Origin of the sequence: Curtobacterium citri (genome assembly GCF_030362955.1) — a bacterium.
GTDB classification, from domain to species: domain Bacteria; phylum Actinomycetota; class Actinomycetes; order Actinomycetales; family Microbacteriaceae; genus Curtobacterium; species Curtobacterium citri.
Genome location: NZ_JAUCML010000001.1, coordinates 320,821 through 340,678 on the forward strand (window position 1 = coordinate 320,821; position 19,858 = coordinate 340,678).

The following is a 19,858-nucleotide window of genomic DNA, read 5'->3' on the forward strand; positions in this document are numbered from 1 at the left end:
GCCCCCAGCACGCACCGACGCGGCCCACGAGCACGCACGGCACGACCCACGAGCAGGAGCACCACATGAGCACCACCGTCGCCGTCGTCGGCGCCACCGGCCAGGTCGGCGCCGTCATGCGTCGTCTCCTCGAGGAGCGCGCGTTCCCGGCCGACCGGGTCCGGTTCTTCGCGAGCGCCCGGTCCGCCGGCACGACCCTGCCGTTCCGCGGCGAGGAGGTCGTCGTCGAGGACTCCGAGACCGCCGACCCGTCGGGCATCGACATCGCACTGTTCTCGGCCGGTGCGACGGCATCGCGCGCGCTGGCGCCCCGCTTCGCGGCGGCCGGGGCCCTCGTGGTCGACAACTCGAGCGCGTGGCGGATGGATCCCGACGTGCCGCTGGTCGTCAGTGAGGTCAACCCGCACGCGATCGACGAGGCCCCGAAGGGCATCATCGCGAACCCGAACTGCACGACCATGGCGATCATGCCCGTGCTGAAGGTGCTCGACACCGAGGCCGGACTCCGTCGGCTGGTGGCCACCACGTACCAGGCGGTCTCGGGCTCCGGGCTCGCCGGGGTCGAGGAACTGCTGGGCCAGGCCCGTGCGGCGCTCGAGCAGGACACCGCTGCGCTGACGCACGACGGGTCCGCCGTGACCTTCCCCGAGCCGGTCAAGTACGTCCGCCCGATCGCGTTCGACGTCGTCCCGCTCGCCGGCTCGATCGTCGAGGACGGTCTGGGCGAGACCGACGAGGAGAAGAAGCTCCGCAACGAGAGCCGCAAGATCCTCGAGCTGCCGGACCTGCTCGTCGCCGGGACGTGCGTCCGCGTGCCGGTCTTCACCGGGCACTCGATCTCGGTGCACGCCGAGTTCGCGGAGCCGCTGTCGCCCGAGCGCGCCACCGAGATCCTCGCGTCGGCCCCCGGGGTCGAGCTGTCCGACGTGCCGACGCCGCTGCAGGCCGCCGGCCAGGACCCGTCCTTCGTCGGCCGCATCCGCGCCGACCAGTCCGCGCCCGAGGGGCACGGCCTGGTGCTGTTCGTCAGCAACGACAACCTCCGCAAGGGCGCCGCGCTCAACGCGGTGCAGATCGCGGAGACCATCCTCGCGCGGCGCACCGTCGCCGCCTAGGCGGGTCCGGGTCGCGATCGCGACCACCCGACGGACGGGAGGCGCGGTGCCGGTCGGCACCGCGCCTCCAGTCCGTCGTGCGCCCACCTGTCAGCGGTGCGCCGGTAGGATCGACGGGTGGCAGTGAAGCAGGTGGACCCGATCGACGTCGTCCTGGTCGGGGGAGGGATCATGAGCGCCACGCTCGGCGCCATCATCCACCGCCTCGAACCGACCTGGAAGATCCGCGTCTACGAGCGGCTCGGGTCCGTCGCGCAGGAGTCCTCGAACCCGTGGAACAACGCCGGGACGGGGCACTCGGCACTCTGCGAGCTGAACTACACGCCGGAGATGCCCGACGGCCACGTCGACATCGCCAAGGCGGTCACGGTCAACGAGCAGTTCCAGGTCTCGCGGCAGTTCTGGGCGCACCTGGTCGAGACCGGCGCGCTGCCGCAGCCGTCGAACTTCATCAACCCGACCCCGCACATCTCCTTCGTGTGGGGCGCGGACAACGTCGAGTACATGCGGAAGCGGTACGAGGCGCTCAAGGACCACCCGCTCTTCGCGGGCATCGAGTACTCGGACGACCCGGCGCAGATCCGGAAGTGGGCGCCCGCGCTCATCCCGGGTCGCAAGAAGGACCAGCCGATCGCGGCGACCTACTCGGCGGCCGGGTCGGACGTCGACTTCGGGTCCCTCACGCAGCAGCTCTTCGACGAGCTCGAGATCGCCGGCGTCGAGTTCGAGCCGTCGCACCAGGTGCGGAAGATCACACGGTCGAAGGTGACCGAGGGATGGGTCCTCGACGTCCGGAACGAGATCGGCCGCTCGACCCAGCGCATCGCGGCGAAGTTCGTCTTCGTCGGCGCCGGTGGCGGTGCCCTGCACCTGCTCCAGCAGTCGGGCATCCCGGAGATCCGCGGCTACGGCGGCTTCCCGGTGTCCGGCGAGTTCCTCCGCACCGACGAGCCCGAGGTCGTGCAGAAGCACGCCGCGAAGGTCTACGGCAAGGCCAGTGTCGGCGCACCGCCGATGTCGGTCCCGCACCTCGACACCCGCATCGTGGACGGCTCTGCCTCGCTGATGTTCGGCCCGTACGCCGGGTTCAGCCCGAAGTTCCTCAAGCAGGGGTCGGTCCTCGACCTCTTCCGGTCGATCCGGCCGCACAACCTGCGGCCGATGCTCAGCGTCGCGTTCTCGAACTTCGACCTCGTGCGCTACCTGGTGGGGCAGCTGATGGCCTCGAAGCAGACCAAGTTCGAGGCGCTCCGCGACTTCATGCCCACCGCGGAGCCGGACAACTGGCACCGCATCACGGCCGGGCAGCGGGTGCAGGTCATCAAGCCGGATCGTGAGAAGGGCGGCGTGCTGCAGTTCGGGACCGAGGTCATCACCTCGGCCGACGGCTCCATCGCGGGTCTGCTCGGTGCGAGCCCGGGCGCGTCCACGGCGGTGCCGATCATGCTCGCGATGCTGCAGCGGTGCTTCCCGGACCGCTGGGACGGGTGGGCGCCGACGGTGCGCACCATGGTCCCGACGTACGGCACGGACCTCGGGTCGGACGCACGACTGGCGGACGAGACGCTCGCGCGCACGGCGAAGGTCCTCGGGCTGCACCACTGAGGAACCCGGCTTGCCCTCCGTTCGAACGTGTGTTCGAATGGGGCGATGCGGTGGAGCGGACAGGCGATCGGAGCGGAGCGCGGTGACGCGCTGCCGGGTCTCGAGTCGAACAGCGGACTCGTCCGGAGCGTCACGACCCCGGAGTTCGCGGGCGTCACGTTCCACGAGGTCCTCGCGAAGAGCGCGCTGAACCGTGTGCCGGCGGCCGACGGCAGCGGCACCTACGGGTGGACGATCAACCCGTACCGCGGCTGCAGCCACGCGTGCGTGTACTGCTTCGCGCGGCCGACGCACACCTACCTCGAGTTCGACGGCGGCGCCGACTTCGACCAGCAGATCGTGGTGAAGACGAACGTCGCCGACGTCCTGCGCCGTGAGCTCCGCCGCCCGAGCTGGGACCGGCACCCGGTGGCGCTCGGCACGAACACCGATCCCTACCAGCGGGCCGAGGGGCGGTACCGGTTGATGCCGGGCGTCATCCGCGCCCTCGCCGAGTCGGGTACGCCGTTCAGCATCCTCACCAAGGGCACCCTGCTGCGTCGGGACCTGCCGGTCCTGGTCGAGGCGGCCCGCTCGGTGCCGGTCGACCTGGCGATGTCGATCGCGGTCTACGACGACGAACTGCAGCAGCAGGTCGAGCCCGGGACGCCGACGACGGCCGCGCGGTTGGCCACGGTCCGGGCGATCCGTGACGCCGGGCTCGAGTGCTCGGTGTTCCTCATGCCGGTCCTGCCGTTCATCACGGACACGCGGGCGCACCTCGACGACGCGATCGGGCGCGCGGCCGACGCCGGCGCGTCGAGCGTGATGTACTCCGCGCTCCACCTGCGTCCGGGTGTGAAGCCGTGGTGGTTCTCCTGGCTCGACCGGACCCGTCCCGACCTGGTCGCGCGCTACCGGTCGATGTACCTCGACAACACCTACGCGCCGACCGACTACCGGCGCTGGCTCGCCGAGCGGGTACGGCCGATCCTCCGCGACCACGGGCTCGGCCTCGGCCGGGTCGACCCGGCGACGGGTTCGATGGGGTTCAGTGACCGCCAGGCGCACCTGGTCCCCACGGCGGAGCCGGCGCACGCCGGGGCGGCTCCGGCCATCACGAACGGGTACCGCGTGCCCGTGTCCCTCGACGAGCAGTCCCGACCGACGTCCTCACCGCTCAAGCGTGCCGACCCGGACTGGGACCGTCGCGCCGGTGCGGCCCGGACCGCTGCGGGGCAGGCGGTGCCGACGCTCTTCTGAGCAGCATCCGCGATCCGCGTCCGGGGGACACCTCGTGTCGGTGATCGGCGGTAGCATCGGACAGGTCGCCGGACCGCGCTCGATTCGGGGTACACGATCGCCCCGCGGGTGCTCGTGCAGACCGGCGGCCGGACGACTCCCGGAAGGACCACGGACCCGTGCTCGGCATCCCCACGCACCTCGCACCGCGAGTGAACGCGTGGTCGACCGTGCGGGCGTTCCACGCCGCTGCCGTGGGGTCCGTCGTCGCCGCCGCCGTCACCCTGCTGCTCTACCGGCTGGCCGAGCCGGACGTCCGCGTCGCCGGGGCAGTGCTCGCGCTGCTGCCGATGCTCGCGATGATCGGTGTGCACGTGCAGTTCGGCACCTGGCGCTCCGCCGTGGCGTTCCTCGCCGTCGGCGGCGTGTGCACCTGGTGGTTCACGACCGTCGTGCAGCGCGAGGTCCCGACGGCCTGGGTGTCGAGCTACCTCCTCTCGCTGGCGGTGATCCCGCTCGTGCTCGTCGGCGGCGCGGGCGCCGTGGCCGGACGGGTCGTGCTCTGGTCGTTCGGCGGGTTCCTGGTCGGTCGGCTCGCGACCTCGCTCGCCGTGCTCCAGGCCGACGCACCCCCGAGGCCGCTCGTCCTCGCGTGGATCACGCTCGGGTTCGTGGTCGCACTCGTGCTGTTCACGAGCCGCAACACCGCCCGGTCGGAGCGCGTGCAGCCCGAACTCCTCCGCTCCGCGCGTGAGGAGCACGTCTCGGCCTACCGCGCGGGGGTCGAGGCCGAGGCCGCCGCCATCCTGCACGACACCGTCCTCAACCACCTCGGTGCCATCGCCCTCGCCCCGGACGGCCCGATGGACGCCCAGCTCGCCCGGACCGTCGAGACCGACGTCGCGATGCTCACCGGGCGGCAGTGGCTCGCCGCGCCGGACACCGGTGCCGACGCGGACCCGGACGCCACGACGACGGCGTTCGACGCGATGGTCGACGAGCACCGGACCGAGGGCCTGCGTGTCGCGGTCACCGGGGACACGAGCGCCCTGGGCCGGTTGGACGCCGCCGGGTCGACGGCGATGCTCCGCGCGGTCGGCCAGTGCCTGTCGAACGTGCGGAAGCACGCGGGCACCGACGCCGCGGAGGTCAGTGTGTTCGACGACGGCGCCTCGTGCACCGTGATGGTGGTCGACGACGGCCGCGGGTTCGACGAGCAGGAGACCGGGGCCGACCGGATGGGCCTGCGCGGGTCGGTCCGCGAGCGCATCGGCCGGGTCGGCGGTGACGTGCAGGTGTGGTCCTCGCCCGGGTCGGGTACGAGCGTGATGATGTCCGTGCCGTACCCGACCGCTGGAGCGGACACGGTGGACGCCTTTGCCGTGACCGGCGAGTCCGACCGGGGGAACACCCGGTGAGCCGCGTCGACGTCGTGCGCGCCGCCGCGCGGGGCTCCCGGACCGCCCAGCAGTACGACCCCCTCGGCGCCATGGGGTCGCGGCCCCTCGCGGTCGTGCTCGGCGCCGGTGGGGTCCTGTGGGCGCTGCTCGTGTCGCTGCTCGACCGTGACGTCCCCGGCAGCCCGACGCTCAGTGCGCTCACCGTGCTGGTCCTCGCCGCCTCCGGAGCGGTGGTCGTCACCGCGTCCTCACCCTTCCGGGCGCCGTTCCCGCGGTGGGCGTACGTCGTCCACGTTGCCCTGCTCGCCGTCGCGACCGTGTCGAGCGTCGCCGCCCAGTGGGGTCCGGACCGGAACGCCCTGAACGACTTCATGTGCCTGCTGACCGCGACCGGGATCGTCGTCGTCGCGCCCTACCGCCCGTGGCGCGACCTCGCCGTCGGCGGGCTCGTGCTCGCCGCCGTCGACGCGGCGGCCTGGGGCGTCTCCGCGTCGGTGTTCCCGCACCAGGTGCCCGTGGCGGTGGCCGCCTTCCTCGCGGCGGCACCGACGCTCGTGCTCACCGCGGCGGCCGTGGTGTTCGCGTGGACCTTCGGCGGCCTGGCCGAGCGGGTGCAGATCCGTGCCGGTTCGTACTCGGTGGCCCGCGCGGAGCGTGACGGCATCGCCGCGAGCGTGCAGCAGGACCGCTCGGTCATCCTCGCGCGCGACGTCGCGCCGTTCTTCGCCGAGCTCCGCACCCGCGAGGTCATCACCGACGCCGACCGCGCCCGTGCCCGTGCGATCGCCGACGGCATCCGTCGGGCGATGGTCGCGGACGCCGACCGGACGTGGTTCGAGTACGCGGTCGTGGTCGACGGCGGTCCGGCGGAGGCCGTGGACGACCCGGACGGGCTCATCGCGACGCTCGACGCCGACCAGCGCACGGTCGTCCGCACCTTCCTGCGCGCGGCGCTCGGGGCGGCGACGGTCGACCCCGCCCGCTTCCGCGCGACGGTCCGCCGTGCCGACGAGCCCGGTGCTCCCGCCGGCCGCGTCGCCGTCCGCATGGAGCTCGCCGTCGACGACTCCGACGTGGGCATCCACCGCACCTTCGACCCCTACTTCGCGGTGCTCCGCGTGACCTTCCACGACCTCGACGTCGCGGTCCGACCATCGTCCCTCGCACTAAGGTTCTCCTATGACCAGCACTGATCCGACCCGGACCACGGAGGGCGGGTCCCCGCTCCCGCAGCCCGGCACCCGACGCGTGCGGCTGGCGATCCTCGACGACCACGAGGTGCTGCTCGACAGTCTGTCGAGCTGGATCGCCGTGAACGCCTTCGACTTCGACCTCGCCCTGACGGCCCACACGTGGCTCGAGATGGTGCACAGCGAGAACTTCCCGACGGACCTGGTGTTCCTCGACTTCCAGCTCAAGGAGCCGGTGTCGATCGAGGCGCGGGTGCGCACCTGCCGGGCCGCGGGCGCGAAGGTCATCGTCCTGTCGAGCGTCGACAGCCGTGAGTCCCGCGACCGCGCGCTGGCCGCCGGCGCCGCGGCGTTCCTGTCGAAGTCGCTGCCCATGCGCGAGGTCATGGACGTGGCGCGCGAGGTCATGGGCGTGTCCCGCGAGACCCCGGTCCAGCGCGACTGGCGTCCGCTGCCGACCGGCGCGAACGCGCACCAGCGGCCGAAGCTCAGCGCCGGTGAGGAAGAAGCGCTGCGCCTGTACGTGTCGGGCTACTCGACGAACGAGGTCGCCGCGCAGATGAACGTGCAGTACGAGACCGCGAAGACGTACCTGCGTCGGGTCCGCGAGAAGTACAGCAAGGTCGGTCGGCCCGCGTCGAAGAAGTCCGACCTCATCCGCCGTGCGGCCGAGGACGGGTTCCTCGCGTAGTGGCGAAGCTCTACTTCCGGTACGGCGCCATGAACAGCGGCAAGAGCACCGGGCTCCTGCAGGCTGCGTACAACTACGAGGAGCGCGGGCAGCGGGTCCTGCTCGCGAAGCCGTCGGTGGACACGAAGGGTGACCGCGAGATCGTGTCGCGCCTCGGGGTGACGCGGGCGGTGGACGTCGTGTTCGCGCCGGACGACGACGTGCGTGCGGCCGTCGCGGAAGCCGGTGCGACCGACCCGGAGTCGGCTCGTCTCGACGGCATGGTCCGGCCGGTCAGCTGCGTCCTCGTCGACGAGGCACAGTTCCTCACACCGCGACAGGTCGACGACCTGCTCCGGATCGCCGTGCTCGACGACGTCCCGGTGCTCGCGTACGGCATCCGCACCGACTTCCGCACCGAGGCGTTCCCGGGGAGCGCCCGGCTGCTGGAGATCGCGCACTCCCTCGAGGAGCTCAAGACGATCTGCCGGTGCGGACGCAAGGCGGTGTTCAACCCGCGGAAGGTCGACGGGCGGTTCGTCTTCGACGGCTCGCAGGTCGCGATCGACGGAGCGGGTGTCACCTACGAGTCGCTCTGCGCGAACTGCTACCTGACGGAGTCGGGTGGGCGGCTGGACGGTGCGCTCGCGCACTGAGCGCGACCGTGTGACCCTACGGGAGGCGCGTGGCGGGCCCGCCACGCGCCTCCCGTCGCGGAATGTGCGCGCCCCGGCGTCGGTTGTGCCCCGCATGAGCGACGCAACCCTGCACCTGTCCGTCCTCGACCTGGCCACGCGTGAGTACGGCCAGACGAACACCGAGGCCCTGCAGGGCACGATCGACACCGCGGTCCACGCGGAGCGGCTCGGCTACGAGCGCATCTGGGTCGCGGAGCACCACGGCATGCCCGGCATCACGTCCTCGGCACCGGCGGTGCTGCTCAGCGCCGTGGGTGCCGCGACCTCGCGGATCCGCATCGGCTCCGGCGGGGTCATGCTGCCGAACCACGCGCCGCTCGTCGTCGCGGAGCAGTTCGGCACGCTGCGGGCGCTCTACGGCGACCGGGTCGACCTCGGCATCGGCCGCGCACCCGGGACCGACGGGGCGACCGCGATGGCCCTGCGCCGGACGGACCGCCTCGACGTCGACGACTTCCCCCAGCAGCTCGCCGACCTGATCGGCTTCTTCACCGGCATGGACGAGGCGAACCCGCTCTCGCGCATCCGGGCCGTGCCGGGCTACGGCGACGTGCCGGAGTTCTGGCTGCTCGGGTCCTCCGGCTACAGCGCGCAGGTCGCCGGTGCCCTCGGCGTCTCGTTCGCCTTCGCCCACCACTTCGCCTCCGACAACACCGAGGCGGCCCTCGCGCTGTACCGCGACTCGTTCCGCCCGTCGCGCTTCCGGCAGACGCCGAACGCGCTCATCGGCGTGCAGGTCGTGACCGACGAGGACCCCGCGGTCGTCGACGAGCAGAGCGCTCCCGGCATGATCTCGTTCATCCGGATGCGGCAGGGCGCGAAGCCCGAGCCGGTGTCGATGGACGAGGCGCGCGCGTACGAGTTCTCCGACCTCGAGCGTCGGTTCATCGCCGCGCGGACCGAGCGCCAGGCGTACGGGACGCGGGAGCAGGTCGCGGCGAAGATGAACGAGCTCGTCGCGTCCACCGGTGCCGACGGCGTGATCGTGGCACCGGGTGCGGCGCAGGCCCGGTACCGGCACCAGGCGCTCGAGGTCGTCGCGTCGCTGCAGGCCGAGGGCCGGCTGGTCCCGGCGGGCGCGACCGTCTGACGGCGCGCTCGCGTGGTGCCGTCAGGCGAGCAGGCCGAGCCGTGCCGCAGCGGTGATGGCGGCGACCCGCGTGCCCACGTCTAGCTTGCGGAACACGTTGTAGACGTGCCGCTTGACGGTGCCGACCGCGAGACCGAGCTCGGCGGCGATCTCGGCGTTGGACCGGGCTGCGGCCACGAGACGGAGCACCTCGAGCTCGCGGTCGCTCAGCGGTGAGCCGGCCCGGGCGTCGGTCACCAGGTCGACCGGGAAGGTCACCGGCGCGGCGTCGGTGCGGGTCGCTCGGACGATGCGGTCGACGAGCTCGCGGCTCGGCGTGTCCTTCGTCAGGAAGTCGACGGCGCCCGCGTCGAGCAGCGCGCGGCGGAGCACGGCGTCCCGGTGCATCGTGAGCACCACCACGGCGATCCGCGGGTGGTTCCGCCGGACGGTCGCGATGGTGGTGCGTGCGGGCGGGCCGTCGAGCTCGACGTCCAGCAGGAGGACGTCGATCGCGTTCGCCTCGGGGGAGTCGAGCACGTCGGACGGTCGCTCGCCGTGCGCGACCACGCGGATGGTCGGGACGGACGACAGGATCGTCGCGAGCCCCTCCCGGAACAGCCGGTGGTCGTCGACCAGTGCGACGTGGGTGATGCCGGTCACATCGACCCCCGCGGGACGGTCAGGCGGACGGTGGTGCCCGCTCCGGGCGCACTCTCGACGTCGAGTCGTGCGCCGAGCACGCCGGCGCGCTCGCGCATGGTCTGCTGGCCGAGCCGGCCGTCCGCGCCCGAGCCGGGCGTGAAGCCGGGTCCGTCGTCGCGGACGGTGACGACCACGGCCGTCTCGGTCCATGCGAAGGTCACGGAGGCGGTGGATCCCGGCGCGTGCTTCCGGCGGTTGGTGAGCGCCTCGAGCAGGATCGTGAGGGCCTCCTCGGCCTTCCAGTTCGGCAGCGTGCCACCGACGCCCGTCGTGGTGACGGTCAGGCGGTCGTCGCCCGGGAAGAGGTCGTCGACGTGCCGTCGCAGGGCGTCGTCGAGCCGGTCGTCGCCGACGCGCGCGTGCAGGGTCACCGCGAGGTCCTGGACGTCCGTCAACGCGGCACGCAGCAGGCGTGCGGCGCCCTCGAGCTGCTCGGAGCGTTCCGGTGGCGGTGGGTCGGTGAGCAGCACGAGGTCGAGCCGCTGCAGGCCGGCGAGGACCCCGTGGGCGACGCGGTCGTGCAGGTCCCGTGCGATCTGCGTGCGCGAGTCGAGGTTCGCCGTCGTCACCCGTTGCCGGAGTGCCTCGGTGTAGGCGATGGCGCCGGCCGGGAAGCGGCTCCACACCCCGGCGTGCAGCGCCCGTGTCGCGCGCAGGACCTCGGCGGTGGTGCTGGCGCCGACCTCGTCCACGAAGACCGGCAGGTACGCGTCGAACAGCATCTCGGCGGCGAGCATCGCCCCGGCGGGGTGCTGGGCGTGCTCGGCGTGCAGCGCCCCCGTGGCCAGGTGGTCCGGGTCGAGGTAGCGGTCGCTGACGATGCTCCCGACGCCGTCACCCGAGGCGTAGCGCTCGTGCGCCTCGGCCACCATCGACGTGACGTTCTCGAGCAGGCTCCGGGCCATCACCGGGTCGTCGGCGAGGTCGGGGAAGCGGGTACCGATCTCCGAGAGGACGGCGGCGAGCGGGGCGGGGATCGTCATGACGCCTGCGAGCGTAGCGGGGGAGCGCGGCGGAGCAGCGGTCGGGACGGCGGTGTGTGTCGACGGACACAGGAGGGACCGCGGATCCGGCGATGATCCGGGGAGGACAGGAGCCGGGGCAGGACAGGAGCCCGGGAAGAACAGAAGCCCGGGTCCGAGGACCCGGGCTTCATCACTGTCTCAACACAGTGTCGGGGTGACAGGATTTGAACCTGCGACCTCCTCGTCCCGAACGAGGCGCGCTACCAAGCTGCGCCACACCCCGCGGTGTGATCGCCCCGAACCGGAGCGACCAGGAAAGTCTACCGGACGTTCGAGGGTGCTCACGACCATCGGGCGAACACCCGGGCGCGTCGCACCGGTCGGTGCCGGGCTCAGGCGGTCTTCGCGGTCAGGGTCACGACGACGGCCTCCGGGCGGCACGAGAACCGCACCGGGGCGTAGATCGACGTGCCGATCCCCGCGGAGACCTCGAGCCACGACCAGTGCCCGCGGTGCTGCCACTTGTGCAGACCGCTCACGTAACGGCGGGGGAGGTCCGAGTTCGTGACGAGCGCCCCCACGCCCGGTACCTGCACCTGTCCGCCGTGGGTGTGCCCGGCGAAGACGATGTCCGCACCCTGGTCGACGAAGGCATCGAGGACCCGGCGGTACGGCGCGTGGGTGATCCCGATCGCGACCGGGGTGGGGCCGTCCTCGTCCTCGGTCCACGGGACGGTACTGCGCATCTCGTCGACGTTCGTCGGCAGGAGGTCGAGCCGGTCCCAGTCGCGGTGCGCGTCCGAGGTGCCGAAGAGCTCGAACCGCGATCCCCGGAGTTCGATCGCGTGCGCCTGGTCGTTGACGTCGAGCCAGCCGAGCGACTCGAAGAACGCCGTCTGCCGGTCGATGTCGAGGCCGACCGGACGTCGGTCGGAGTGCGTGCTGCTCGGTCCCGTGAAGTACTTGAAGGGGTTCCGGGGCGAGGGGCCGTAGAAGTCGTTCGACCCGTGCGCGAAGGCACCCGGGATGCCGCGGAAGGGCTCGAGCGCGTACTCGACCGCCGCGTTCGCCGTCTCGTGACCGAGGTTGTCGCCGGTGTTCACCACGAAGTCCGGCTCGACCAGGCTGAGGTCGCGCAGCCACTGCTGCTTGTCGGCCTGCCACGGCGCCATGTGGATGTCGGAGAGGTGCAGGACGGTGACGTCACGCGAACCCGCGGGAAGCACGGGCACGGTCTCCCAGCGGATGCCGAAGCGGCGACGCTCGACGAGGGAACCCCACGTCGCCGTCGCCGCTCCGACGGCCGCGCCCGCTGCGATGACCCCCAGCGCGGCGCGGCCCCGACTCACCGGCACTCCTTCGGCGCCTTGCCGTCCTGGTCACCGAACAGCTGCAGCGACACGGTGGTGTCCTTGCTCGCGGCCGCGCCGACCTGGGGCCGGACGTTCGCCACGGTGCACTTCTTGCCGTCGTCGCCCTTGGCGTAGCGGTTCGTCGTCGACACGTTCGCGAAGCCGGCCTGCTGCAGGAGCCCGCGCGCCTCGTCGAAGGACTTGCCGGCGACGTCGGGCACGGTCGTCTGCGTGCCGTCCGTCGTGTAGACGGTGACGCTCGAACCCTGCGACAGGAGCGTCCCCGCTCCCGGCGAGGTCGACGAGACGGTGCCGGCGGTGCCGCCACCGGCCTGCGTGCCGCCGTCGACGTAGGTGAAGCCGGCGCCGGCGAGCGTCGACCGTGCCTCGTCCGCGGTCTTGCCCGTCACGTCGGGGACGTTGAGCGAGTTGCCGCGCAGGGCGGTCTGCGACGGAGCGGGGAACGCATCACCCGGGTAGATCTGGTTGATCGGGGTCATCGCCTGCCGCCACACGTCGGCACGGGCGCTCGCGTACGAGCCACCGGCACCGCTGTAGTAGTGCCGCAGGTTGGCCTTCCCGCCGTCCGTGTTGCCCTGCCAGTAGGCGGTGGCGACCTTCGAGCTGCCGCCCACGAGCCAGATCTGGTCCGCGTCGTCGGTCGTACCGGTCTTCGCGAACATCGGGGTGCCGTCCGCGGTCTGGGCACCGACCGCGGTGCCGTACTGGATCGTGCCCTTGAGTGCGAACGCGGCCGTCGCAGCCACGCTCGGGTCGAGGACCTGCTTGCACTGCTTGGTCTGCCCGCCGAGCTTCTTGCCGGTCGCGTCGGTGACCTGGTCGATCGCGATCGGCTCGCAGTACGTGCCGCCGTTCGAGATCGTCGCGTAGGCGGAGGCCATCGTCATCGGAGCGATCTCGTTGATGCCGAGGACCGAAGTCGGGTTCGACTTCAGGTCGCCGCCGTCGGCGCGGTGCACGCCGAGCGACTTCGCGGTGTCGCGGATGTCGCACAGGTCGAGCTTCTGCGCCATGTTGAGGAAGGCGACGTTGACGGAGAGGGCAGTCGCCCGGGCGACGGTGAAGTTGCCGTTCTCACCGGGGCTGTCGTTCTTCGGCGTGTAGCCGCCGGCGTAGTAGGGCTGTCCGCACTCGGTCCAGCCGCTCTGCATGAGCCGCGGGGTGCCGCTGACGGTCTCGTTCAGACCGTGGCCGGTCTTGAGCCAGTCGAGCAACGTGAAGACCTTGTAGGTCGAGCCGGTCTGGAACCCCTTCGAACCGCCGAACCCCTCGTCGACCGAGTAGTTGAGCGAGGTCGCGGTGGGCGGCGACTTGATGGACTGGTCGTAGTCCTTGTTCTGCGCCATCGTCAGGATGCGGCCGGTCGACGCCTCGATCGAGTTCATCGTGGATCCGAGCGCGAAGCGTGCCTCGGTGTTCGGGTCGTGCGCGTTCAGCAGGTCCTTCTGCTGGCCGTTCAGGTTGATGTCGAGGCTCGTCTGGATGGTGTACCCACCGTTCCGCCAGGCCTGGTCAAGTTCCTTCTGGGTGCCGCCGAGCTGCGACATCTTCTTGACGACCTTGACGGCGTAGTCGCAGAAGAACTGCGCGCCGTTGCCCGCGGCCGACTGGCAGCCCTGCTGCGGCTCGGTGAGGTGGACGTAGTCCTTCGGGTTCGACGCGATCGCCTGGTCGAAGTCGGCCTTGGACAGGTGCTTCTGCGCGTACATCGACTTGAGGATGACGTCGCGGCGGGCCTTGTTGGCCTCGTAGTTCTTCTCCGACGCCAGGTTGCGCGTGTTCGGGGACTGCACGATCGCGAGGATCGACGCGGCCTCGGCCGGCGTGAGGTCGGTCGCCGACTTGTTGAAGTAGTGCTGCGCGGCGGCCTGCACGCCGTACGTCTGGTCGCCGAAGTAGGCGATGTTGAGGTACCCGGTGAGGATCTCCTCGTGCGAGTACTTCTTCGCCAGGCCGATCGCGAGCTTCATCTCCTCGAGCTTGCGGGGGATGGTCTGCTCGACGGCGTCGTTGTACGCCTTCTCGCGCTCCTCCTGCGTGGGGAGCTCGAGGGCCTGCTGCATCTTGATGTTGCGCACGAGCTGCATCGTGAGCGTCGAGCCACCGCCCGACTCGCCGAGCCCGCCGGCGATGCTGCCCACACCGGCGCGCACGAGGGAGGTCATGTCCACGCCGCCGTGGTCCCAGAAGCGCTTGTCCTCGCCGTCGATGGCGGCGTTCTTCAGCTGGTCGCTGATCTGGTCGTACTTGAGCTCCTCGCGGTTCTGGTCGTAGACCGTCGCGAGCTTGACCGGCTTGCCGTTGGCGTACGCGTAGATCTCGTTGCGCTGCGGGAGGTCACCGATCTCGATGTACTCCGGCAGCGACTCGAACACGCCGATCGTCGAGGTGGTCGTGACACCGGCGACGGCGATGGCCGGGGTGACCCCGATCGTGACCAGCAGACCAGCGAGCGCACTGAAACCGACGAAACCGACGAAGGCGCCGATCGCGGAGACGGGCTTGGTCCGCGAGGCAGACTTCTGGGCAGACATAGGATGCAGCCTAAACGACGCCCACGACTGAAAGGCTGGCAAGGAACCGCATGACTCAGTGGGAGTACTTCACCGCTCCGTTGTTCATCCACAACACGGCCGCGATCCTGAACAACTTCGGTTCCGAGGGGTGGGAGCTGGTCCAGGTCGTCAGCGGCCCCGAGGGCGGGCTCGTCGCCTACCTGAAGCGCCCGAAGGCCGACGCGTGAGCGTCGCCGACCGGCTCGCCGAGCTCGGCATCGAGCTCCCCGGCGTCGCGGCGCCGGTCGCCGCCTACGTGCCCGCCGTCGTCACCGGGAAGTACGTGTACACGGCCGGCCAGCTGCCCTTCGTCGACGGTGCGCTGCCCGTCACCGGCAAGGTGGGGGCCGGGGTCGACGCGGACACCGCGACCGCCCAGGCCCGGGTCGCCGCCCTGAACGCGCTGGCGGCCGTCGCGTCCGTGGCCGGGTCGCTCGACCGCGTCGCGCGCGTCGTCAAGGTCACGGTCTTCGTCGCGTCCGACCCGTCGTTCACCGGGCAGCCCGGCGTCGCGAACGGGGCCTCGACCCTCGTCGGCGAGGTCCTCGGGGACGCCGGCGTCCACGCGCGCAGCGCAGTGGGCGTCGCGGTGCTGCCGCTGGACGCGCCGGTCGAGGTCGAGCTGGTCGTGGAGCTGACCGACTGACGGACCGTCAGCGATCCAGGTCACGTGGGCAGGGCCTCCAGTTCGGACGGACTGGAGGCCCTGCCCACGTTCCGCGCGTCACATGAGTTCCGCGATGGTCGCCATGATCGTCGGGTCGGCGAGCGTGGTCGTGTCGCCGATGCGGCGGCCCTCGGCCGCGTCGCGGAGCAGGCGCCGCATGATCTTGCCGGAGCGCGTCTTCGGCAGCTCCGGGACCACGACCACCTGCCGCGGCTTCGCGATCGCACCGATCCGCTTGCCGACCCAGTCGCGCAGCTCCTTCGCGACCGCGTCACGGTCGACGCCCTCCGCCGCCTCGGCGGTCAGGATGACGAACGCGACGACGGCCTGACCGGTGGTCTCGTCGGCCGCGCCGACGACGGCCGCCTCGGCCACGCCCTCGTGACCGACGAGTGCCGACTCGATCTCCGCGGTCGAGAGGCGGTGGCCCGACACGTTCATGACGTCGTCGACGCGTCCCTGCACCCAGATGTCGCCCTGCCCGTCGAGGCGTGCGCCGTCGCCCGCGAAGTAGCGACCGGGGAAGCGGTCCCAGTAGGTCTCGACGAAGCGGTCCGGATCGCCCCAGATGCCACGGGCCATCGACGGCCACGGCTCGGTGACGGTGAGGTAGCCGCTCTCGCCCGGGTCGACGCGGTGGCCCTCCTCGTCGACGATCTCGGCGACGATCCCCGGCAGCGGGGTCTGCGCGGCGCCGGGCTTGAGCTTGGTGACGCCGGGCAGTGCCGAGATCATGATCGCGCCGGTCTCGGTCTGCCACCAGGTGTCGACGATCGGCGTGCGGTCGTGCCCGATGACCTGGCGGTACCACTGCCAGGCCTCGGGGTTGATCGGCTCGCCGACGCTGCCGAGCAGGCGGAGCGACTCGAGGCTGCGGGCCTCGGGGATCTGCCGGCCGGCCTTCATGGCGGCGCGGACGGCGGTCGGCGCGGTGTAGAGGACCGTGACGCCGTAGGAGTCGACGATGTCCCACCAGCGACCGGGCTGCGGCTCGTCGGGCGTGCCCTCGTAGAGCACCTGCGTGACGCCGTTCGCGAGCGGGCCGTAGACGACGTAGGAGTGTCCGGTGATCCACCCGATGTCGGCGGTGCACCAGTAGACGTCCTTCTCCGGGTGCATGTCGAACACGTTCCGGTGCGTGTACGCGGCCTGGGTCAGGTAGCCGCCGGAGGTGTGCACGATGCCCTTCGGCTTCCCGGTCGTGCCCGAGGTGTAGAGGATGAACAGGGGCGTCTCGGCGGGGAACGCCTGCGCCTCGTGCTCGGGAGCGGCCTTCGCCAGTTCGTCGTGCCACCACAGGTCGCGGTCGGTCCAGGCGATGTCGTTGCCGCCGCGCTTGACGACGAGGACGTGCTCGACGGTGTCCGTGCCCGCGCCGGTCAGGGCTTCGTCGACCGCGGGCTTGAGCGGCGAGACCGCTCCGCGTCGCCAGCCGCCGTCGGCGGTGACGACGAGCTTCGCGCCGGCGTCCTCGATACGGGCGCGGAGGCTCTCGGCGCTGAAGCCGCCGAAGACGACGGAGTGCACCGCGCCGATGCGGGCGACGGCGAGCATCGTGACGACGGCCTCGGGCACGAGCGGCATGTAGACGACCACGCGGTCGCCCTGCTCGACGCCGAGGTCGGTCAGCATGTTCGCGGCGCGGTGCACCTCGGCGGTGAGCTCCGCGTAGGTGATGCGGCGGGTGTCGCCGGGGGCGCCCTCGAAGTGGATCGCGACCCGGTCCCCGTTGCCGGCGCGGACGTGGCGGTCCAGGCAGTTCTCGGCGACGTTGAGCTCGCCGTCGTCGAACCACCTGGCGAACGGGGCGTCGGACCAGTCGAGCGTCCGGGTGAACGGTGTCCGCCAGTCCAGCAGGCTGCGTGCCTGGTCGGCCCAGAAGGCCTCGCGGTCGGCGGTGGCGGCCGTGTGCAGGTCCTCGCCGGCGACGGCGTCGGCGACGAAGGCCGCGGTGGGGGCGAAGGTGGGGCCGTCGTCGTGGCGTTCGTCGGCCCGGATCGGTGTGGACATCGGTGTCCTCTCGCGTCGGTGCGGCAGGGGTGCAGTCGGAGACTACCCCTCGGTCGGCGCGCCGCAGCGACCCGGGCGGGCGCCGCTCGGACATCCGGTCGCGGGGGTTGCCGAGCACGGGTGTTCATGGGGTACAGTGGTTCCTGCCGGACTCGTTTCCGGCGGCACCGGGTCGGATTCCCCCCAATCCACCGATGTCAAGGCGGCACCAGTTCCCCCCAACCGGTGCCGCCTCTTCTTTTTGTCCGACGGGTGTCGCGGAGTGCTCCGGGCAGGGTCGCAGCGATCCGCGTGCTGGTGCCGAACCGTGGACAGACCTGTCCACGCGCTCGTTGCAGACGTTGCCCCGAGCGGTCGTGATCGGGACGGTGCGGCGTTCTGCGGACCGGGCCGGGAGACGGTCGCGCGACGTGCTGACGGGGCCGGAGCCGAACGGGGTACGGGATTCCGTCGCGGGGTACAAAACCCGCCGTTGGTGTGGATGGTCGCCGCTACCAACAAGGGTGCGCAGACGGCGGACACCCGAGCACGCCGCCGCCCTACCGTCGTCGCCATGCACCGTCACCGAGCCGAGCTCCCCAGGTCCCGTCGGTCCCCGGACGGCGGGCTCCCGCTCGACCGGGCCGCGGCCGGGTCGTCTCCGCCCGCCGTGCCCGTCCGCCGTCCGCCCGCCGCGCACCTGGCGTCCGTGGTCGACGAGCCGTTCCTGCCGGGCGCACACCGGCTCCCCACCCGGGGCCGCAGGGCGGTGGACGCCGCGGCGTTCGAGGAACTCGCCGCGCTCGTCACGGACGCCGCCACCACGGACGTCCTCGTCGTCGGCGGTCGCGGAACGTGGGTGGACCGGGGGCGCGGCCTCGAGCGCGTCCCACCGGACCTGCCCGAGCGGCGTGTCCGGGCGCTCGCCGCGGAACTCGTGGCCCTCGGCGGACGACACGTCGACGAGACGACACCGTGCGCCGACGTCCGGCACGGCGACGGCGTCCGGGTGCACGTCGTGCTCGCGCCGGTCTCGGTGGGCGGCACCGCACTGTCGGTGCGGCTCCCGTCGCCGGACCGACCGACGCTCGCGTCCCTCGAACGCCGCGGTGCGTTCCGGGCCGTCCCGCGCGCGGTGCTCGAGCGCGCGGTGGCCGAGCGGCGGAACGTGCTCGTCACGGGCGCCACCGGCAGCGGCAAGACGACGGTGCTGGCGGCGATGCTGGCGGCGGTCCCGCACGACGAGCGCATCGTCACCGTCGAGGACGTCGCGGAGCTCCGCGTCGACCACCCGCACGTCGTCGCGCTCGAGGCGCGGCAGGCGAACGCGGAGGGCGTGGGCGCGATCGGGCTCGACCGGCTGGTGCGGGAGGCGCTGCGCATGCGGCCGGACCGGCTCGTGGTGGGCGAGTGCCGGGGCGCGGAGGTGCGGGAACTGCTGTCCGCCCTCAACACCGGGCACGACGGCGGTGCGGGGACGCTGCACGCCAACGGCCTGCAGGACGTCGCGGCCCGGCTCGAGGCCCTCGGTGCACTCGCCGGGCTCGGGCCGGAGGCGCTCGCCCGGCAGGTGGTGAGCGCGGTGGACCTCGTCGTGCACCTCGAACGCTCGGGGTCGAGGCGGGGTCTCGCCGCGGTGGGCTCCTGCGTGGTCGACGGCGACGCTCGGCTCGCCGTACGTCCGGTCCGGGGCGTCGGCCGGGTGTGACCGGCCGGCCGGCTGCGCGTCGCGGTCCTCCTGGTCGGGTCCCGGGCACCGACGACGCGTCGGCGGCCGCGCGGGTCCTCGACCGCGTCGCCGTGCTCGTCGCCGCGGGGGTCCCGGCACCCCGCGCCTGGGCACTCGTCGGGGGCCGTCCGGCGTCCGCGGATCCGGCGTGGCGGGACGTGCGGGTCGTCCTCGACGTCGCGGCCCGGAGCGGGGCGCCGTCCGCCGAGGCGCTCCGCGCGCTCTCGGCCGCGATGCGCAGGAGCGCCGCGGCGGACCGAGCGGTGCGCGTCGCGCTCGCCGGGCCCCGGACGAGTGCGCGCGTCGTGCTCGCGCTGCCGCTCCTGGGTCTCGGGCTCGGCTGGGCGTGGGACGCCGGCGCGGCCGAGGTCCTGCTGACGCGGCCGGTCGGCTGGGCGTGCTCGGCCCTCGCCGCCGGCCTCGTCGCGGTCGGTCGACGCTGGACACGGCTCCTCGTGCTCCGTACCGTCCCCGAAGGACGGATCCCCGGGATCGAGCTGGACGCGTGGGCGGTGGCGCTGACCGGGGGCGGGTCGTGGCAGACGGCCGAGGAGACCGTGCGTGCGGCGCTCGCCGACGCCGGCCTGCCGACCGAGCCCGGGCCGGAGGTCGCCGCACGGCTGCGGGAGGCGCTCGACCTGGGGCGACGGGCGGGGGTACCGGCGGCGGGACTGCTGCGTGCAGCGGCGGAGGACGTCCGCGACGACGCGGCCGCGGCGGGACTGGCCGGGGCGGAGCGGCTGGCGGTGCGGCTCGTGCTGCCGCTCGGCACCTGCGTGCTGCCGGCGTTCGTCCTGGTCGGGGTCGTGCCCGTCGTGGTCGGGGTCCTGTCCTCCACCGTCGGCGGACTCGGGTGAGGCGTCCACAGACCGACGCATCGACGGGGTGCGGGCCGCCGCGGTGCACG

At 72.3% G+C, this 19,858-nt stretch carries 17 protein-coding genes and 1 tRNA gene; 12 read left to right on the top strand and 6 right to left on the bottom strand.

What is annotated here, in order from left to right:
• Positions 1 to 65: 65 nt before the first annotated feature.
• From QUG92_RS01585 to QUG92_RS01620, 8 genes are all read left to right on the top strand, one after another.
• Complete coding sequence (locus QUG92_RS01585; RefSeq protein WP_289457437.1) at positions 66 to 1,115, top strand: aspartate-semialdehyde dehydrogenase; 1,050 nt, start codon at positions 66 to 68, stop codon at positions 1,113 to 1,115.
• 117 nt (positions 1,116 to 1,232) lie between these two features.
• A complete protein-coding gene (locus QUG92_RS01590) occupies positions 1,233 to 2,720 on the top strand; it encodes a malate:quinone oxidoreductase (RefSeq protein ID WP_289457438.1) in 1,488 nt (495 codons plus the stop codon).
• A 45-nt stretch (positions 2,721 to 2,765) separates the two neighbouring features.
• The gene (locus QUG92_RS01595; RefSeq protein ID WP_289457439.1) at positions 2,766 to 3,962 is read left to right on the top strand and encodes an Rv2578c family radical SAM protein; all 1,197 of its coding nucleotides are present in this window, start codon (positions 2,766 to 2,768) and stop codon (positions 3,960 to 3,962) included.
• Positions 3,963 to 4,120: 158 nt separating this feature from the next.
• The gene (locus QUG92_RS01600; protein WP_289457440.1) at positions 4,121 to 5,359 is read left to right on the top strand and encodes a sensor histidine kinase; all 1,239 of its coding nucleotides are present in this window, start codon (positions 4,121 to 4,123) and stop codon (positions 5,357 to 5,359) included.
• Positions 5,356 to 6,534: a hypothetical protein gene (locus tag QUG92_RS01605; RefSeq protein WP_069712167.1), complete on the top strand. Its 1,179-nt coding sequence runs from the start codon at positions 5,356 to 5,358 to the stop codon at positions 6,532 to 6,534. Before QUG92_RS01600 ends, QUG92_RS01605 begins: the two co-directional genes overlap by 4 nt.
• On the top strand, positions 6,521 to 7,222 hold the full coding sequence (locus tag QUG92_RS01610; protein ID WP_259346082.1) for a response regulator transcription factor: 702 nt from the start codon (positions 6,521 to 6,523) through the stop codon (positions 7,220 to 7,222). Before QUG92_RS01605 ends, QUG92_RS01610 begins: the two co-directional genes overlap by 14 nt.
• Positions 7,222 to 7,857 carry a thymidine kinase gene (locus tag QUG92_RS01615; RefSeq protein WP_289457441.1) on the top strand — a complete coding sequence of 212 codons (636 nt, stop codon included), beginning with the start codon at positions 7,222 to 7,224 and terminating at the stop codon, positions 7,855 to 7,857. Before QUG92_RS01610 ends, QUG92_RS01615 begins: the two co-directional genes overlap by 1 nt.
• 94 nt (positions 7,858 to 7,951) lie before the next feature.
• On the top strand, positions 7,952 to 8,989 hold the full coding sequence (locus QUG92_RS01620) for an LLM class flavin-dependent oxidoreductase (protein WP_289457442.1): 1,038 nt from the start codon (positions 7,952 to 7,954) through the stop codon (positions 8,987 to 8,989).
• A gap of 21 nt (positions 8,990 to 9,010) precedes the next feature.
• Here the strand turns inward: QUG92_RS01620 and QUG92_RS01625 are convergent, their stop codons facing one another.
• The 5 genes from QUG92_RS01625 to QUG92_RS01645 all read right to left on the bottom strand — a co-directional run bounded on the left by QUG92_RS01625 (position 9,011) and on the right by QUG92_RS01645 (position 14,545).
• Complete coding sequence (locus QUG92_RS01625) at positions 9,011 to 9,631, bottom strand: response regulator transcription factor (protein ID WP_289457443.1); 621 nt, start codon at positions 9,629 to 9,631, stop codon at positions 9,011 to 9,013.
• Entirely contained in the window at positions 9,628 to 10,656 is a 1,029-nt protein-coding gene (locus tag QUG92_RS01630; protein WP_289457444.1) for a sensor histidine kinase, read from the bottom strand. Before QUG92_RS01630 ends, QUG92_RS01625 begins: the two co-directional genes overlap by 4 nt.
• Before the next feature lie 191 nt (positions 10,657 to 10,847).
• Positions 10,848 to 10,921 (bottom strand) — tRNA-Pro (locus tag QUG92_RS01635).
• A 109-nt stretch (positions 10,922 to 11,030) separates the two neighbouring features.
• Positions 11,031 to 11,987 (bottom strand): metallophosphoesterase, encoded by a 957-nt coding sequence (locus tag QUG92_RS01640; RefSeq protein ID WP_289457445.1) that lies wholly within the window; start codon positions 11,985 to 11,987, stop codon positions 11,031 to 11,033.
• Positions 11,984 to 14,545 (bottom strand): transglycosylase domain-containing protein, encoded by a 2,562-nt coding sequence (locus QUG92_RS01645; RefSeq protein ID WP_289457446.1) that lies wholly within the window; start codon positions 14,543 to 14,545, stop codon positions 11,984 to 11,986. Before QUG92_RS01645 ends, QUG92_RS01640 begins: the two co-directional genes overlap by 4 nt.
• Before the next feature lie 50 nt (positions 14,546 to 14,595).
• Here QUG92_RS01645 and sp36 point away from each other — a divergent pair, with 50 nt between their 5' ends.
• Together sp36 and QUG92_RS01655 are read left to right on the top strand one after the other, a co-directional pair.
• On the top strand, positions 14,596 to 14,754 hold the full coding sequence (sp36, locus tag QUG92_RS01650) for a Sp36 family protein (protein ID WP_182046010.1): 159 nt from the start codon (positions 14,596 to 14,598) through the stop codon (positions 14,752 to 14,754).
• Positions 14,751 to 15,212 carry a RidA family protein gene (locus QUG92_RS01655; protein WP_289457447.1) on the top strand — a complete coding sequence of 154 codons (462 nt, stop codon included), beginning with the start codon at positions 14,751 to 14,753 and terminating at the stop codon, positions 15,210 to 15,212. Before sp36 ends, QUG92_RS01655 begins: the two co-directional genes overlap by 4 nt.
• A gap of 78 nt (positions 15,213 to 15,290) precedes the next feature.
• Here QUG92_RS01655 and acs read toward each other — a convergent pair whose 3' ends face one another.
• Positions 15,291 to 17,243, bottom strand: coding sequence for an acetate--CoA ligase (gene acs, locus QUG92_RS01660; protein ID WP_289457448.1), 1,953 nt, complete (start codon positions 17,241 to 17,243; stop codon positions 15,291 to 15,293).
• A gap of 553 nt (positions 17,244 to 17,796) precedes the next feature.
• Here acs and QUG92_RS01665 point away from each other — a divergent pair.
• Entirely contained in the window at positions 17,797 to 18,930 is a 1,134-nt protein-coding gene (locus tag QUG92_RS01665; RefSeq protein ID WP_289457449.1) for a TadA family conjugal transfer-associated ATPase, read from the top strand.
• Positions 18,927 to 19,808, top strand: a complete 882-nt coding sequence (locus QUG92_RS01670) for a type II secretion system F family protein (protein WP_289457450.1) — start codon at positions 18,927 to 18,929, stop codon at positions 19,806 to 19,808. The genes QUG92_RS01665 and QUG92_RS01670 overlap by 4 nt, the downstream gene beginning before the upstream one ends.
• Positions 19,809 to 19,858 lie beyond the last annotated feature (50 nt).